The sequence below is a fragment of the Streptococcus sp. 27098_8_91 genome (assembly GCF_041432385.1).
GTDB lineage: Bacteria > Bacillota > Bacilli > Lactobacillales > Streptococcaceae > Streptococcus.
Map to the genome: position 1 here is coordinate 22,554 of NZ_JAPVZN010000010.1, position 17,533 is coordinate 40,086.

Annotated in this window: 14 protein-coding genes; all 14 read left to right on the plus strand. The window is 37.0% G+C overall.

Features of this window, described 5'->3' with window-relative positions; all coding sequences use genetic code 11:
- Positions 1 to 16: 16 nt before the first annotated feature.
- The 14 genes from O3611_RS08560 to O3611_RS08625 all read left to right on the plus strand — a co-directional run bounded on the left by O3611_RS08560 (position 17) and on the right by O3611_RS08625 (position 17,411).
- Positions 17 to 1,627, plus strand: a complete 1,611-nt coding sequence (locus O3611_RS08560) for an alpha-glucosidase (RefSeq protein WP_371608365.1) — start codon at positions 17 to 19, stop codon at positions 1,625 to 1,627.
- Between the two features lie 169 nt (positions 1,628 to 1,796).
- Positions 1,797 to 3,764: a peptide ABC transporter substrate-binding protein gene (locus O3611_RS08565; RefSeq protein ID WP_371608366.1), complete on the plus strand. Its 1,968-nt coding sequence runs from the start codon at positions 1,797 to 1,799 to the stop codon at positions 3,762 to 3,764.
- Between the two features lie 158 nt (positions 3,765 to 3,922).
- Positions 3,923 to 5,881: a peptide ABC transporter substrate-binding protein gene (locus O3611_RS08570; RefSeq protein WP_371608367.1), complete on the plus strand. Its 1,959-nt coding sequence runs from the start codon at positions 3,923 to 3,925 to the stop codon at positions 5,879 to 5,881.
- Between the two features lie 494 nt (positions 5,882 to 6,375).
- Complete coding sequence (locus tag O3611_RS08575) at positions 6,376 to 7,821, plus strand: LCP family protein (protein WP_371608368.1); 1,446 nt, start codon at positions 6,376 to 6,378, stop codon at positions 7,819 to 7,821.
- 1 nt (position 7,822) lies between these two features.
- On the plus strand, positions 7,823 to 8,554 hold the full coding sequence (cps4B, locus tag O3611_RS08580; protein ID WP_371608369.1) for a capsular polysaccharide biosynthesis protein Cps4B: 732 nt from the start codon (positions 7,823 to 7,825) through the stop codon (positions 8,552 to 8,554).
- A gap of 8 nt (positions 8,555 to 8,562) precedes the next feature.
- A complete protein-coding gene (locus tag O3611_RS08585) occupies positions 8,563 to 9,255 on the plus strand; it encodes a Wzz/FepE/Etk N-terminal domain-containing protein (RefSeq protein WP_371608370.1) in 693 nt (230 codons plus the stop codon).
- A 10-nt stretch (positions 9,256 to 9,265) separates the two neighbouring features.
- A complete protein-coding gene (locus O3611_RS08590) occupies positions 9,266 to 9,955 on the plus strand; it encodes a tyrosine-protein kinase (protein ID WP_371608371.1) in 690 nt (229 codons plus the stop codon).
- Between the two features lie 15 nt (positions 9,956 to 9,970).
- On the plus strand, positions 9,971 to 11,341 hold the full coding sequence (locus O3611_RS08595; RefSeq protein ID WP_371608372.1) for a sugar transferase: 1,371 nt from the start codon (positions 9,971 to 9,973) through the stop codon (positions 11,339 to 11,341).
- Between the two features lie 4 nt (positions 11,342 to 11,345).
- Positions 11,346 to 12,131: a phosphorylcholine transferase LicD gene (locus tag O3611_RS08600; protein WP_371608373.1), complete on the plus strand. Its 786-nt coding sequence runs from the start codon at positions 11,346 to 11,348 to the stop codon at positions 12,129 to 12,131.
- Between the two features lie 19 nt (positions 12,132 to 12,150).
- Entirely contained in the window at positions 12,151 to 12,873 is a 723-nt protein-coding gene (locus O3611_RS08605; RefSeq protein WP_371608389.1) for a WecB/TagA/CpsF family glycosyltransferase, read from the plus strand.
- Positions 12,848 to 13,933, plus strand: a complete 1,086-nt coding sequence (locus O3611_RS08610) for a glycosyltransferase family 4 protein (RefSeq protein WP_371608374.1) — start codon at positions 12,848 to 12,850, stop codon at positions 13,931 to 13,933. Before O3611_RS08605 ends, O3611_RS08610 begins: the two co-directional genes overlap by 26 nt.
- On the plus strand, positions 13,930 to 15,024 hold the full coding sequence (gene wecB, locus O3611_RS08615; RefSeq protein ID WP_371608375.1) for a non-hydrolyzing UDP-N-acetylglucosamine 2-epimerase: 1,095 nt from the start codon (positions 13,930 to 13,932) through the stop codon (positions 15,022 to 15,024). The genes O3611_RS08610 and wecB overlap by 4 nt, the downstream gene beginning before the upstream one ends.
- The gene (locus tag O3611_RS08620; protein ID WP_371608376.1) at positions 15,024 to 15,989 is read left to right on the plus strand and encodes a glycosyltransferase family 2 protein; all 966 of its coding nucleotides are present in this window, start codon (positions 15,024 to 15,026) and stop codon (positions 15,987 to 15,989) included. Before wecB ends, O3611_RS08620 begins: the two co-directional genes overlap by 1 nt.
- A 6-nt stretch (positions 15,990 to 15,995) precedes the next feature.
- Positions 15,996 to 17,411 carry a flippase gene (locus O3611_RS08625; protein ID WP_371608377.1) on the plus strand — a complete coding sequence of 472 codons (1,416 nt, stop codon included), beginning with the start codon at positions 15,996 to 15,998 and terminating at the stop codon, positions 17,409 to 17,411.
- Positions 17,412 to 17,533 lie beyond the last annotated feature (122 nt).

Below are 17,533 nucleotides of genomic sequence, written 5' to 3' on the forward strand. Positions count from 1 at the left end.
AAATAGAGGTAAAAAGATGCAAGAAAAATGGTGGCATAATGCAGTCGTCTATCAAGTATATCCAAAAAGTTTTAAGGATAGCAATGGAGATGGGATTGGTGATTTGCCTGGGATTACCAGTAAGCTAGACTATCTAGCTAATTTAGGGATCACAGCGATCTGGCTTTCTCCAGTCTATGATAGCCCCATGGATGACAATGGTTACGATATTGCAAATTATCAAGATATCGCCGCTATTTTTGGAACCATGGAAGATATGGATGAGCTGATTGCTGAGGCTAAAAAACGAGATATCCGAATCATTATGGATTTGGTGGTCAATCATACATCAGATGAGCATGCTTGGTTTATTGAAGCTTGTGAAAATCCTGATAGTCCTGAGCGAGACTACTATATCTGGCGTGATGAACCTAACGAATTGGAGTCAATTTTCAGTGGCTCTGCCTGGCAATACGATGAAAAGTCTGGTCAATACTATCTCCATTTTTTCAGTAAGAAGCAACCGGACCTCAATTGGGAAAATGAAGAACTTCGCCAAAAAATCTATGAGATGATGAATTTCTGGATTGATAAAGGGATTGGTGGATTCCGTATGGACGTCATTGACATGATTGGGAAAATTCCTGATCAGAAGATTGTCAACAATGGTCCTATGCTTCATCCCTACCTCAAGGAAATGAATCAGGCTACTTTCGGCGACAAAGAGCTCTTGACAGTAGGGGAGACTTGGGGAGCAACACCAGAGATTGCCAAACTCTATTCAGATCCTAAAGGACAAGAACTGTCTATGGTCTTCCAGTTTGAACATATCTGTCTTCAGTATCAGGAAGGGAAACCTAAGTGGCAGTACCAAAAAGAGCTAAATGTTGGGAAGTTAAAAGAGATTTTCAACAAATGGCAGACCGAGTTGGGAGTTGAAGATGGCTGGAATTCACTTTTCTGGAACAACCATGACCTCCCTCGTATTGTTTCTATCTGGGGAAATGACCAAGACTACCGTGAAAAATCTGCCAAAGCGTATGCCATCTTGCTTCATCTTATGAGAGGGACTCCCTATATTTACCAAGGTGAAGAGATTGGAATGACCAATTTCCCATTTGAAACGCTGGATCAAGTAGAGGATATCGAATCCCTCAATTATGCGCGTGAAGCTCTTGAAAAAGGCGTTCCGATAGAAGAAATTATGGATAGCATTCGCGTGATTGGTCGTGACAATGCCCGTACGCCAATGCAGTGGGATGATACAAAAAATGCTGGTTTCTCAGATGGTCAACCTTGGCTTGCAGTCAATCCAAATTACGTAAAGATAAATGTAGAAGAAGCTTTAGCAAATCCAGATTCTATCTTCTATACCTATCAAAAATTGGTAAACATTCGTAAGGAAAATAGCTGGTTGGTTCGTGCTGATTTTGAACTTCTTGATACGGCTGAAAAAGTCTTTGCTTATATCCGTAAAGATGGAGACCGTTATTTCCTAGTTGTGGCCAATTTGTCCAACCGACAGCAAGAGTTTGCAGTAGAAGGGTCAGTTAAGTCTATCTTGATTGAAAATACCTCAGTAGAAGCAGTTTTGACTACACAGAGCTTGGCTCCTTGGGATGCCTTCTGCGTCGAATTAGTTGCTTAAAATTACCATCTCAAGTGTCGCATGGCGCTTGGGATCTTTACTAAAATAAGTGTAGAAAATTCTTTAAAAAATATTTGTTTGAATTTTCTAAAAAATACCCTGTAAACCCTTGCTTTTATAGAAAAATAGGGTATAATGGTGAAAAATAGTATTTTAAAGGAGAATACCGATGAAATCGAAAAAGTGGCTCGCAGTAGCAGGGATAACGATGAGCGCAGCTCTTCTTTTGGCAGCTTGTGGCAAAACTGAGAAAAAAGCAGATGCTCCAACAACATTTTCGTATGTATATGCCATTGATCCAACAACATTGGACTATAGCGTTACTAGTAAAAGTTCAACATCAGACGTCATTGCCAACTTGGTCGATGGACTCTTGGAAAATGACAAATATGGGAACTTGATTCCATCGCTTGCTGAAGACTGGTCTGTTTCACAAGACGGTTTGACTTACACCTACAAGCTACGTAAAGGTGTCAAATGGTATACTTCAGAAGGAGAAGAGTATGCTGAAGTCAAGGCCCAAGACTTTGTGACAGGTTTGAAGCATGCTGCAGATGGTAAGTCAGATGGCCTAACTCTTATCCAAGATTCTATCAAAGGTTTGGCAGAATACGTCAGTGGTGAAAGCAATGACTTCTCAACAGTTGGTGTCAAAGCAGTTGACGATTATACAGTTGAGTATACCTTGAACAAACCAGAAAGCTTCTGGAATTCTAAGGTGACAACAGCAACTATGCTCCCAGTTAATGAAGAATTCTTAAATTCTCAAGGAAAAGATTACGGTGCGGCAGCTCCTTCAGGAATTCTCTACAATGGTCCGTATATTTTGAAAAACTTCACTTCAAAATCCGTGATCGAGTACGAAAAGAACCCGAATTACTGGGACAAAGACAATGTTAAGATTGACCACGTCAAGCTGACTTTCTACGATGGATCTGACCAAGAATCATTGATTCGTAGCTTTGCGTCAGGCTCATATACGACAGCTCGCCTCTTTCCAACTAGCTCAAGTTTTGACTCAACTAAGAAAGAATACGGCGATAAGATTGTCTATAGTCCACAAGAAGCGACTAGCTATTACTTTACTTTCAACGTAAATCGTCAATCTTACAATAAAACAGCTAAGACAGATGATGCCCAAAAAACATCAACTAAAGAAGCGCTTCTCAATAAAAACTTCCGTCAAGCCATCAACTTCGCTCTTGACCGTCATGCTTACTCTGCACAGATGAATGGCGAAGAAGGTGCAGACAAGATTATCCGTACCAGCCTTGTGCCTTATGACTATGTTCAAGTTGGTGAAAAGACCTTCGGTGAATTGGCTCAGGAACAACTGGTAACATACGGAGACCAGTGGAAAGATGTAGCTTTGACAGATGGTAAAGATACCCTTTACAATCCGACAAAAGCAAAAGCTGCCTTTGAAAAAGCAAAATCAGAATTGCAAGCTAAAGGTGTAACCTTCCCAATCCATTTGGATATCCCAGTTGAACAAACTGATGTCATTGCTGTACAGCAAACCAACTCTCTCAAACAGTCTGTCGAAGCAGCACTTGGAAGTGAAAATGTTGTCATTGATGTACTTCAAATGACTGACAATGAGAAAATGAGCATTACATCTCAAGCCAAAGTTCCTTCTCAAAAAGACTATGACTTGAACGGAACTGGTTGGGGGCCAGACTATCAAGACCCAGCAACCTACCTCAATATCTTAGATGCTAAGAAAGGTTCTGCCCTTAAACACTTGGGTATCACAAAAGGTAAAGATCCAGAAGTCATGGCTCAAGTTGGACTTGATGAGTACAAGAAACTCTTGGATGATGCAGCGTCAGAAACAAGCGATCTTAACAAACGCTATGAAAAATATGCCAAAGCACAAGCTTGGGTTTCAGATAGCTCACTTCTTATCCCTGTAGCTTCTTCAGGTGGTTCTCCGACAGTTAGCCGTACAGTGCCATTCACAAAAGCTTATTCTCAAGTTGGTATCAAGGGAGATCCGTTTGTATTTAAAGGTTTAGAGTTGCAAAACGATATTGTAACCACTAAAGAATATGAAGAAGCTCTCAAGAAATGGCAAAAAGAGAAAATCGAAACAAATGCCAAATACCAAAAAGAACTAGCAAATCACGTTAAATAGTCTTTTGTAATGAATAAAGAAATCCTGTTTTGAAGCGGGATTTCTTTATTTTTTGATTTTCAATGAGAGGTCAAATAAGTATATAACTTTACTTTTGGGACAAAATTTGTTAAAATATAGCCATGTTACAAAACCTAACATATAAGGAGAAATAAATCATGAGCATGAAAAAACGCTTACTAGGAGCAGGGTTGACACTTGCTGCTGCGGTCCTATTGACAGCATGTGGTCAGTCAGCATCAGATGGTAAAACATACTCGTCTACCTTTGGTGCAGATCCGACAACCTTCAACTATCTCTTGGACTACGCTGGTGATAACACTGCTATTGTAACCAACTTGGTAGATGGCTTGCTTGAAAATGATAACTATGGAAACCTCATTCCTGCTCTTGCAGAAGATTGGAGTGTTTCTAAGGATGGCTTAACTTATACCTACAAACTTCGCCAAGATGCCAAGTGGTTTACAGTTGACGGTGAAGAATACGCTCCCCTTAAAGCACAAGACTTTGTAACTGGTATCAAGTACGCTGCTGACAACAAGGGACAAGCCTTGGACTTGATTCAGAACTCTATCAAGGGCTTGGATGATTATGTAACAGGTGCAAATACTGACTTTTCAAATGTTGGTGTCAAAGCCTTAGATGACTATACTGTCCAATATACCTTGACTCGTCCAGAACCATTCTGGAACTCAAAAACAACCAACAGTATCTTATTCCCTGTAAACGAAGAATTCCTTGCTTCTAAAGGTAAAGACTTCGGAACCCTGAAACCAGATAGCATTCTTTATAGCGGACCATATTTGTTAAAAGATTTTACATCTAAGTCTTCTATCGAATATGTGAAAAACCCACATTACTATGACCAAGAAAAAGTAACGATTGAAAAGGTAAAATTGGCCTACTTTGATGGTTCAGACCAAGACTTGACAATTCGTAACTTTGAAAGTGGTGCTTACTCATCTGCAGGTGTTTATCCAAATAGCTCAAACTTCGCTAAGACCAAGGAAAAATACAAGGACAATATCGTTTATAGCTTGCAAGATGCAACATCTTGGTACTATAACTTTAACGTCAACCGTGGTGCTTATAACCACACTGCAAAAACAAGCGATGAGCAAAAACAAGCAACTCAAGCTGCAGTTTTGAATAAAAACTTCCGTCAGGCAGTTAACTTCGCCATTGATCGTACAGCCTACTCAGCTCAATCAAATGGTGAAGAAGCAGCTAAGAACACTCTTCGTAACTCGCTTGTACCACCAACTTTCGTACAAGTTGGAGACAAGACTTTTGGTGAAACAGTTGCTTCCAAATTGGTCAACTATGGTACACAATGGTCAAATATGAATCTTGAAGATGCTCAAGACGGTTATTTCAATAAAGAAAAAGCACAAGCCAAGTTTGCAGAAGCTAAAAAAGAATTAGAATTCCAAGGTGTGAGCTTCCCAATTCATTTGGACTTGCCTGTAGACCAGGTTAACAAGACCTTGCTTTCTGGAACAAACTCAATCAAACAATCAATCGAATCAACGCTCGGTTCTGAAAATGTAGTGGTTGATGTTATCCAATTGCCGACAGATGATTATACAAATGCAACAGTTCAAGCACCAACTCCAGCTGATCATGACTATGATTTGAATTTGGATGGATGGTCAGCTGACTACCAAGATCCTTCAACTTACCTCAATCCTTTCAATGCTGAGGATGGATTCTATCTCAAGATTTTGGGACTTGATCCAAGCAAGGATGCTGATAAGATTACAAGTATCGGATTAGACCAATATACTCAAAAATTAAAAACAGCAGATGCAGAAAATACAGACGTAGCTAAACGCTATGAAAACTACGCAGATGCACAAGCTTGGTTGATTGATAGTTCCCTTCTAATCCCAGTTGTGTCAAACGGTGGTGGAGCTTCGGTGACACGCGTGACACCATTTACACGTGCTTACTCACTAGTTGGGATCAAAGGAACTGGAAGCAACTACAAGTACATGAGATTACAGACAGATGTTGTTACAAGCTCTCAATTTGCTGAAGCTAAGTCTAAATGGGAACAAGAACGTAAAAATTCTGTCGAAAAGAGTCAAAAAGACTTTGAAAGTCACGTGAAATAAGTTTAAGAAGATAGGCTGGGTAAAAACTCAATTTGAAAATTAAATTGAGTGAAGTTTTCAATTATAAAATGCATAGTATAAAGTTTTTGAACACTTAATACTATGTTTTTTTATTTTGAAGACTTTTACCCTGCCTCTTGCTTTTTATTAACGATAAATCTTTACTGCGATAGCTGGTTGTTTTTTGTTTTCGAGACTCTAAAAGGCTATTTTTATAAAAACTTGAGTTTCTCTAGTCAAAATTTTCCACTTTCTTGGTAATTATTGAAAGTTTTAGGGTGTGAGAGTATGGTGTTGAGAGGTTGTCAACCGATTTCTATCTCCTGGTATTTTTGTTGGCAGTCTTCTTTCAAAAAAAGATATGAGGCATTTAATGATTGAAATATAATATTTTTGGTTTTAAGGTAAAATAAAACGGTTGCAATTCAGGTGTTGATAGCATCCGGTGTTACTTTGTGATATAATAGAAATAAAATAATTAATAGAGGTGTAAGGTGGGAAGACGTTTAAAAGAAAATAAAACGAGCAAGTTTCAGCAAAGTTTCAATATTATTTTGTTGTTTCTATATATAGTGCTTACTTGTTTTTTGCTGTTTTTAATATTCAGATATCATATCTTAGCCGTTAGTTATTTCAATCTTCTTCTAGCAGCTATTATGGTGTTCATTGCGCTAGTAGCTTTATTTTTAATATCAAATAGAAAAGCTAAGAAGTTTACTTTAATCATGCTCTTGCTATCTATTGTAGCCAGCTCACTAGCTTTGGTTGGAGTTCATCAGTTCGTTAGTTTGGCCAATCATTTAAATGCAACATCTAACTATTCTAGTTACTCTATCAGTGTTGCAGTTTTGGAGGATAGTGAGATTGGTAATGTATCCCAACTATCCAGTGTGACAGCTCCGACAAAAACAGATGCGGAGAATATCAAAAAACTGCTTGATGATATTAAGACAAGTCAGAATAAAGACCTAAAGGTTGAGGATAGTTCTTCTTACCTTGCGGCTTATAAGAGTCTCTTAGCTGGAGAGACCAAGGCAATTATTTTGAATAGTGTCTTTGAAAATCTGATTGAACAAGAGTATCCGGATCACGCCAAAAAAATCAAGAAAATTTATACCAAGGAACTAACCAAAACTGTTGAGGCACCTAAGTCTTCTCAAAACAAGGCTTTTAATATCTATATTAGTGGTATTGACACATACGGACCGATTAGCTCCGTTTCTCGTTCGGATGTCAATATCATCATGACGGTCAATCAAGAAACCAAGAAAATTCTCTTGACAACGACCCCTCGTGATGCTTACGTGCCCATAGCTGATGGAGGCAATAACCAAAATGATAAATTGACCCATGCAGGTATTTATGGTGTGGATGCTTCGATTCATACTTTGGAAAATCTTTATGGAATTGACCTAAATTACTATGCACGACTCAACTTCACTTCCTTCTTGAAATTAATTGATCTTTTAGGTGGTGTCGATGTTTATAATGACCAAGAATTCACCTCGCTTCATGGGAACTATCACTTCCCTGTTGGTAATGTTCATCTAGACTCTGAACAAGCTCTGGGATTTGTGCGCGAGCGTTATTCATTATCAAACGGTGATGGAGACCGTGGGCGCAATCAACAGAAAGTCATTTCTGCTATTATTCAAAAACTAACTTCAACAGAAGCTTTGAAGAATTTTGATGGCATTATGCAAAGCTTGCAAGATTCAGTGCAAACAAATATGCCACCTGAAACAATGGTTAGCTTAGTGAACGCCCAACTAGCAAGTGGAGGGAAATATACTGTCATCACTCGAGATCTAAAGGGAACTGGTCGTATGGATCTTCCTTCCTATGCCATGCCTGACAGCAGTCTTTATATGCTAGAGGTAGATCCAAATAGCTTAGAGACACTCAAAACAGAAATTAAAGATATCATGGAAGGAAAATAAGATGATTGATATCCATTCACACATAGTTTTTGATGTAGATGATGGTCCTGAGGATAAGACAGAAAGTATAGCGCTTCTGAAGGAAGCCTATGCTCAAGGAGTCCGTACCATCGTTTCGACTTCCCATCGTCGAAAGGGGATGTTTGAAACACCAGAAGAGGACATATTAAGAAATTTTAAAGTTGTCAAGGAGTTGGCTAAAGAGGTTGCTCCTGATTTAACTATCTTGTATGGAGCAGAGATTTATTACAGCAGTGATGCTTTAAACAAATTAGAGAATCAGCAGATTCCACAACTAAATGGCACCCGTTATGCCTTGATAGAATTCAGTATGAATACCCCTTACCGAGACATTCATAATGCACTAACGAATGTTCTCATGTTGGGGATAACACCTGTAATAGCTCATATAGAGCGATACGCTGCTTTGGAAAATAATGAAAAAAGAGTGCGAGACCTCATCAACATGGGATGTTATACACAGGTCAACAGTTCGAGTATCCTTAAACCAAAATTGTTTGGTGATACTTATAAATTTATGAAAAAACGGGCTCGCTATTTCTTAGAGAGGGATTTGGTTCATATAGTTGCTAGTGATATGCATAATCTAGATGGTCGCCCTCCTTATATGAAGGAAGCCTACGAAATAGTGAGTAAAAGGTATGGCCAAGATAAGGCTCGGGAACTCTTTATATTAAATCCCGAAAAAGTCATTAAAGATCAAATTATTTAGGAGTTATAATGAAAGAAAAAGATACTATTGAAATCAATGTTATTCAGTTGTTAAAGGCACTATGGAAAAAGAAACTGCTAATCCTTCTTGTAGCCATCGTAGCAGGAGCTGCTGCATTTGCATATAGTAATTTTGTTGTTAAACCTGAGTATAGAAGTACAACTCGGATCTATGTAGTTAATCGAAACCAAAGTGATAAACCGGGATTGACAAATCAAGATCTACAAGCAGGAACTTACCTGGTTAAGGACTATCGTGAGATCATTCTTTCCCAAGATGTCCTAGAGAAAGTAGTTGCTGATCTTGGCTTAAACATTAATGCGAAAATATTAGCTAAGAAGATTCAAGTAACGGTTCCCGCAGATACACGTATCGTATCTATTTCAGTTAGTGATCACAAACCTGACGAAGCAAGTCGAATTGCAAATGCTCTTCGAGATGTTGCGGCACAAAAGATTATTGCGGTCACCCGTGTTTCTGACGTAACTACCTTGGAGGAAGCACGTCCAGCAACTGGACCGTCTTCACCAAATATTCGTCGAAATACCATTATGGGAGTTGTAGCAGGTGCAGGATTAGTGATTGTAGTGGTCTTGTTGCTTGAACTATTCGATGACCGTATTAAACGTCCAGAAGATATCGAAGATGTTATGGAAATTTCACTCCTTGGAGTCATTCCAGACATGGATAAATTAAAGTAAGGGAGAACTTATGGCGAAGTTAGAATTATCACAACAAAAACTGAACTCTGTAAAAAAAGCAGAAGAGTACTACAATGCTTTATGTACAAATATACAACTGAGTGGGAATAACTTAAAGGTTATTGCCGTTACATCGGTTGACCCTAGCGAAGGAAAGTCTACAACAGCTACTAATGTTGCTTGGGCTTTTGCGCGTGCTGGCTACAAGACGCTATTGATTGATGCCGACATTCGAAACTCAGTCATGTCTGGAGTATTCAAATCAAGAGAACGAATCACAGGTTTAACTGATTATCTTGCTGGTACGCAAGATTTATCTCATGGCCTTTGTGAAACAAACATTGATGATTTGTTTATAATCCAATCAGGGTCACCTTCTCCAAACCCAACAGCTCTTCTTCAAAGTGCCAATTTTGGCTTGATGATTGAAACCTTACGGAAATATTTTGATTATATTATTGTTGATACAGCACCAATCGGAGTTGTAATTGATGCAGCAATTATTGTGCAAAAATGCGATGCATCGATTTTGGTTACAGAAGCTGGCGGAACAAAAAGAAGAGACATTCAAAAAGCTAAAGTTCAGCTAGAACAAACAGGGGTTCCATTTTTGGGTGCGATTTTAAATAAATTTGATGTTAAACGAGAAAAATATGGATCTTATGGAACTTACGGTTCTTATGGTAAAAGAAAAAAATAAGATAGGGAGTTCAGTATGGAAGGAAGAGGCCTCCACAATATAACTCTGGCCCTCTTGCAGAGTATACTTGTTAGTTTATTAGCTTATGTACTGATTGCAATTTCAGAAACTGACATTGTTTTAAATACAGTATTTGTTCTGTTTTTTCTTCACTTTGTTGCCTTCTACATCAGTGGATACGGTAAGAATTTTTTTAAACGAGGCCAGTATGTGGAGTTAGTAGAAACAATTAAATATATTATCTTTTATGCTCTGCTGATTAGTTTTTCAAGTTTTTTCTTGAAGGAAAAGTTTGTAATTTCAAGGCGAGGGATGGTATACTTGCTTTCCTTGTACAGTGTTTTGAATTATCTACTCAGTTTCTTTGTGAAGAGATATTGGAGAATCTTCAAACATAATTTGAAGGGCAGTCGTAATATTTTGTTGATTACGGCGATGTCACGTACCGAAAGAGTATTGGATCGATTATTAACAGCTAATGATGTTCAAGGGAAATTCGTTGCAGTAAGCGTTTTAGACATGCCAGAGTTTACTCATGATAAGGTCGCCGTTGTGCCGAGGGAACAGTTGCTTTCTTATGCCACGCATGAAGTGGTAGATGAAGTTTTTGTCAATCTCCCAAGTGAGGACTATGATATTGAGACTGTTATTTCTCAGTTTGAAATAATGGGGATTGATGTAACAGTTAACTTAAATGCTTTCGATAAAAGTTTAGGTCGAGATAAACAAATCCATGGGATGGCAGGTTTGAATGTGGTGACATTTTCTACAAACTTTTACAATCCTAGTCATATAATTGCCAAACGAATCCTTGATATTTGTGGAGCTATTGTTGGGTTGCTCCTTTGTGGAATTGCTAGTCTATTTTTGGTCCCCTTGATTCGTAAAGATGGTGGACCAGCTATTTTTGCTCAAACTCGTATAGGGAAAAATGGTCGACATTTTACCTTTTATAAATTTAGATCAATGTGTGTTGATGCAGAGCAGAGAAAAAAAGATTTTATGGGGCAGAACACGATGCAAGGTGGAATGTTTAAGATGGACGATGATCCTCGTGTTACAAAAATTGGTCGTTTTATTCGTAAAACCAGTTTAGATGAGTTACCCCAGTTTTGGAATGTCTTTATAGGAGATATGAGTCTGGTCGGCACACGCCCACCAACTGTAGATGAGTACGAAAAGTACACACCTGAGCAAAAACGTCGTCTTAGCTTTAAACCTGGTATTACAGGCTTGTGGCAAATTAGTGGCCGAAGTAAAATAACCGATTTTGACGATGTTGTAAAACTAGATGTGGCTTATATTGATAATTGGACAATCTGGAAAGATATTGAAATTTTGTTGAAAACTGTAAAAGTTGTGTTGATGAGAGATGGAGCGAAGTGATTCTATGAATAAAGTGAGAGAAATTCAATTAGGAGAGTTAACTCTTTTAGAAAGTTATATCGACCTTTGTAAAAGATATAATTTGCGTTATTACGCCTTGGGTGGTACATTACTTGGTGCCATTCGTCATAAAGGATTTATCCCATGGGATGATGATATGGATTTAGGAATGCCTAGAAAAGATTACGAAAAATTCTTGTCAATCTGTGAGAAAGAGCTTCCTGAAAGTGTTGTTTTAAGACTTCACGATGATAATCTAGGTAATACTTCGATTATGGATACTTCAATCCAAATTCAATTTGGCAATGAATGGTGTAGTCCTTTTATTGATATCTTTCCCTTAGATGGTTACCCAGAAGATGGAATCCATTACTGGGTGCATACAAATAAAATAAAGTTCTATCGTGCCTTGTCTAAAATTTCTGTTATCGATCGTTTGCATGAGAGAGATAGAGGTTCGTTCGAAAATGCGATTGTGAAAGTTTCAAGAGCCTTAAAATTAAATAAACTCTTAAAGACTTCAAAAATTAACAAAAAATTACAAAGTATCATTAAACAATATGATTACGAGACTAGTACCATGGTCGGAAATGTCTTGGGTTCCTACCGCGAACGAGAACTCGCAAGAAAAGAAGTGTTTGGGGAACCGCAATTACTAGAGTTTGAAAACTTACAAATTAGTTGTCATGAAAATCCTGATGAATATTTGACAAAAATATATGGTGATTACATGCAACTACCAAAAGAAGCTGAGCGTAAGGGTCATTTTGAGTCTACGTGGGGAGATTAAATTGAATAGTTTTAATTTGATGGGGGTCAGAATTGACCCCTTAACAATGGACGAAACTGTCCAAGCAGTTGAAAAATTTGTTGTAGAAAAGCGTCCGCTCCACTTAATGGGGGTAAACGCAGATAAAATTAACCAATGCCAAAACGATGAATCAATTAAAAAGATCGTGAATGATTCTGAAATCATCAACGCAGATGGAGCCTCGGTTGTTCTTGCTTCCCGTTTTTTGGGTTATCAAGTTCCTGAGAGAGTCGCTGGGATTGACTTAATGCAAAGATTGCTTCATTTAGCTAATGAAAAGTCTTATTCGGTTTATTTTTTTGGTGCCAAGGAAGACGTTTTAATAGATATGCTAGAAATTTTTAAGAAAGATTATCCAAATTTACGAGTCCTTGGATATCGGAATGGTTATTTTTCTGAAGAAGATGAATACGGTATTCAAGAAGACATTCGAGAGAAAAATCCTGATTTTGTTTTTGTTGGGATTACCTCTCCCAAGAAAGAATACATCATTCAAAAATTTATGGATCAAGGTGTTAATTCAGTCTTTATGGGAGTTGGAGGTAGTTTTGACGTTTTATCTGGCCATATTAAACGAGCTCCTCTCTGGATGCAAAATGCACATCTTGAGTGGTTGTTCCGAGTGGCAAATGAACCTAGACGACTCTTTAAGCGTTATTTTGTAGGGAATGTCACTTTTATTAAGCGAGTTTTAGATGAAAAACGAAAATCGAAAAAATAATATTTTACATATTTCACGTACCATGGATATTGGTGGTGCAGAGCGTATTGTTTACCAGTTGAGCTCAGATTTGAAAGATGAGTTTGACAGCGTTCACGTCGCATCTACGGGTGGGCTTTGGGAGAGCGAGCTTTCTGCTAAAGGGATCCAACATCATAAAATTTTAGATATTGATAGCAAAAACCCCGTGACGGTATTAAAGCTACTTTTTAGCATTCACCAGATTATCAAACAAAAAGGGATAACAATAGTTCATACTCATCATCGGATGGCTGCTTTTTATATTCGATTATTAAAATTTGTTTATCCAAAATTAACACATGTTTATACAGCTCACAATGTCTTTAAAGATAAATTGCCCTTATATAGATTTGCCTTAAAGAATGCCAAAAGTGTTGCTGTAGGAGAAGCTGTGAATAATAACCTGAAAGAAGACGTAGGAATTACTGATAGTAAGGTTATTTACAATGGAGTTATCTTAAAGGAAACGGATAATCAAGTCGATGATATTATCGGTTATGATGGGACTAAGCTTGGGTGTATAGCTAGATTGTCTGAACAAAAAGGTTTGACTTATCTTATTGAAGCTATGTCTTTACTTACAGTGAAGAATATTCGGTTGTTTATCGTTGGTGATGGTGAGCTTAGAAATGAACTTGAGAACAAGGTTGAAGAGTTACATCTTCAAGATTCGGTGACATTTTTAGGATATCGCAAGGATATAGTAGAATGTATCAATAGTTTTGATTTTTGTATCTTACCTTCAGTATTTGAAGGATTTGGCTTAGTTGCTATTGAGGCATTTATGAATAGCAAAACCTTAGTTGCGACGGATATACCGGGATTAAACGAAGTTGTTACAAATGAAAATGGGATTTTAGTTCCAGCAAAAGACCCTGTTGCCCTATCAGTTGCTATTGATAAATTAGCTACAGATGCAACATTAAGACAGGAACTTGCTAGTCAAGCTAAGAAAGACTATGAAAACAAATTTAGTTATCCTTTGTTTTTGGAAAACTATCGAGCATTGTATAGAGAAATACAGGGAGAACCAAAATGAAAAAAGTAATGTTGGTTTTTGGGACACGTCCAGAAGCAATCAAAATGTGTCCGTTAGTAAATGAGTTGAAGGAAAATGATTCAATCAAGACCATTGTCTGTGTAACTGGCCAACACAAGGAAATGCTTGACCAGGTTCTGAATGTCTTTAAGGTTGTTCCTGATTATGATTTGGGGATTATGAAGGCTAATCAAACTCTATTTACAATTACGACCAGTATTCTAGACAAGATTCAAGCAGTTCTTGAACAAGAAAAGCCTGATATTGTTCTGGTCCATGGGGATACAAGTACAACATTTGCCACAGCTTTAGCTGCCTTTTACATGGGCATCAAAGTTGGACATGTGGAAGCAGGATTACGAACTTATAATCTTCAAAGTCCATTTCCTGAGGAGTTTAATCGTCAAACGACATCTATTATAGCGGATTACCATTTTGCACCGACAGAAGTTGCAAAGGAAAATCTTCTAAAAGAGGGAAGAGAGAATATTTTTGTAACGGGTAATACGGTTATTGATGCTTTAAAGACAACTGTTCAGGATAATTACAATCATCCAATTTTAGAGTGGGCTAAGGACAGTAAATTGATTATGTTGACAGCTCACAGACGTGAAAATCTTGGGCGACCAATGGAAAATATGTTTAATGCTGTTAATCGTATTTTAAATGAATTTGAGGATGTTAAAGTTGTTTACCCAATTCATAAAAACCCTAAGGTTCGTGAGCTGGCAAGTAAAGTATTTGGTGACAATGAACGTATGAAAATTATTGAACCTTTAGAGGTCATTGATTTCCATAATTTTATGAACCAAAGCTACATGATTTTAACAGATTCTGGTGGAGTTCAGGAAGAAGCTCCATCCTTAGGGAAGCCTGTTTTAGTCATGCGTGACACAACAGAGCGTCCAGAGGGGATTGCTGCTGGAACATTAAAACTAGTGGGTACGGAAGAAGAAAATATTTACTCTAATTTTAAACTTCTTTTAGAAAATCAAACAGAATATAACAAGATGAGTAAAGCAAGTAATCCATATGGAGATGGAAAAGCTTGTGAGCGTATTGTTGATATCATTTTGGAAGGATTATCATAATGGATCAGATTTCTATTGTTATACCAGTGTACAATGTTGAGAACTGTTTGAGTTATTGTGTAGAAAGTCTAAGACAACAAACATATAAAAATATTGAAATAATCCTAGTAGATGATGGTTCGACGGATAGTTCTGGAGAAATTTGTGACCAATATGCTCGAGAAGATAACAGAATAAAAGTTCTGCATATTGAAAATGGGGGATTGTCCAATGCCCGCAATACTGGGGTAAAAGAATCTTCAACGGATTGGATTGTTTTCATTGATTCAGACGATTATTATGACCATAGAGCCATTGAATATTTAGTAGAACTTAGAGATAAGTATAGAGTTGATCTTGTAGCAACTCCAGTGATTGAAGTTAGAAACTATGAAAATAGTGATTTCCTAGGAGATTTCAGAGAGAAATATTCTGGAAAATTAGATCGTCGAACAGCTTTAGAACAAATGTTTTATGGAAATTATGTTGGGACACATTCAGGTGGTAAACTATATAAGAAAGAAATCTTATTAAGGTTTCCATATCCTAATGGGATGTTGTATGAAGATTTAGCTCTTGCTTATGAGCATATTGCTTCTTGTGAAAATATTGCTGTTAGTGATCTAAATCTTTATAAATACTATCGAAGACCAGGAAGTATTGTAAATTCTAAGTATAGTGATCGTCTCTTAGATTTTTACAAGGCAATGGAATGGAATAGAAGTTATGTTGAACGAGACTATTCAGGTGATAGGGATATGAGAAGAGCCTTGAATGTTCGCTATGTTTTTAATGGTCTGCATATTGTACATGCTATGCTTAGTTCAGATATGTATGCTGAAGTTAATAAAATTAGAAAAGAATACATTCAATATTTTAAAGATGTTATTCCGAATTCAAATGTTACAAGGAAAAATAAAGTGAAATACTTGATGTTTTTGGTTTCTCCAAAACTGTATGAAAAAATTAGAGAGAAGATGGGTTAGGTAAGAATGAAGGTTTTAAAAAACTATGCGTATAATCTTTCCTATCAACTTCTAGTGATAATTCTTCCTATTATAACAACACCTTATGTAACTAGGGTATTTAGTTCAACTGATTTAGGTACTTATGGTTATTTCAATTCAATTGTAACCTACTTTATTTTATTGGCGACATTGGGCGTGGCCAATTATGGTACAAAAGAAATTTCAGGCCATCGTAAAGATATCAGAAAAAACTTTTGGGGCATATACACCTTGCAGTTTGGTGCGACCATTCTGTCGATATGCTTATACATTCTCTTATGTCTATCCATGTCATTTATGCAAAATCCCGTTGCATATATTTTGGGCTTGAGTCTGGTATCTAAAGGGATGGATATCTCCTGGTTATTTCAAGGGTTAGAGGATTTTCGCAAGATAACAGTTAGAAATATTACTGTCAAACTGATCGGTGTCATTTCAATCTTCTTATTTGTAAAATCAGCAAATGATTTATATCTTTATGTGTTTTTGCTAACAATATTTGAATTATTGGGGCAGTTTAGTATGTGGTTGCCAGCTAGAGAATTTATCGGGAAACCACATTTTGATTGGTCCTATGCTAAACAACACTTGAAACCAGTTGTTCTCTTATTTTTGCCGCAAATAGCTATTTCGCTATATGTTACTTTGGATCGTACTATGCTAGGGGCATTAGCATCAACTAAAGATGTCGGAATTTATGACCAAGCCTTAAAATTGGTCAATATTTTGCTTACACTAGTGACTTCGTTAGGAAGCGTAATGCTTCCTCGTGTTGCCAATCTCCTATCAACTGGAGATCACAAGGCTGTAAACAAAATGCATCAGATGTCTTTCTTAATATACAATTTAGTCATTTTTCCTATAATAGCAGGAATGTTAATTGTTAATGATGATTTCGTGCAATTTTTCTTAGGACAGGATTTTCAAGATGCTAAATATGCGATAGCAATTATGATTTTTAGAATGTTCTTTATTGGCTGGACAAATATTATGGGTATTCAAATCTTGATTCCACATAATAAAAATAAAGAATTTATGATTTCGACAACTATTCCAGCTATTGTGAGTGTCGGTTTAAATTTATTACTACTACCTAAATTAGGTTATATCGGAGCAGCTATTGTTTCTGTATTAACAGAAGCCCTAGTATGGGCTATTCAACTGTATTTTACAAGAAACTATTTAAAGGAAGTGCCTCTTCTAGCTTCGACAGTTAAAATTATAGGAGCATCAGCTCTTATGTACGGTGTACTATTCGTTGTAAAAACTACAGTGAATTTTACGTCTGTTATAAATGTTATGCTATTTGCTACAATAGGAGCGATACTTTACATTTTTCAAATACTATTCTTAAAGGTAATTAGTCCAAAAGAGTTGAAACAGCAGTTATTGAATAAGTGAAATTGAATGGAATAAATAGAAATTTCAGTAGCTTATAGTCTTATTGTAAACTGAACTCTTGTATAGATTAAATTCGCTTTGGTTGATTAAATAGTTAGGAAAGGGAGGATAGAAGAGTATAA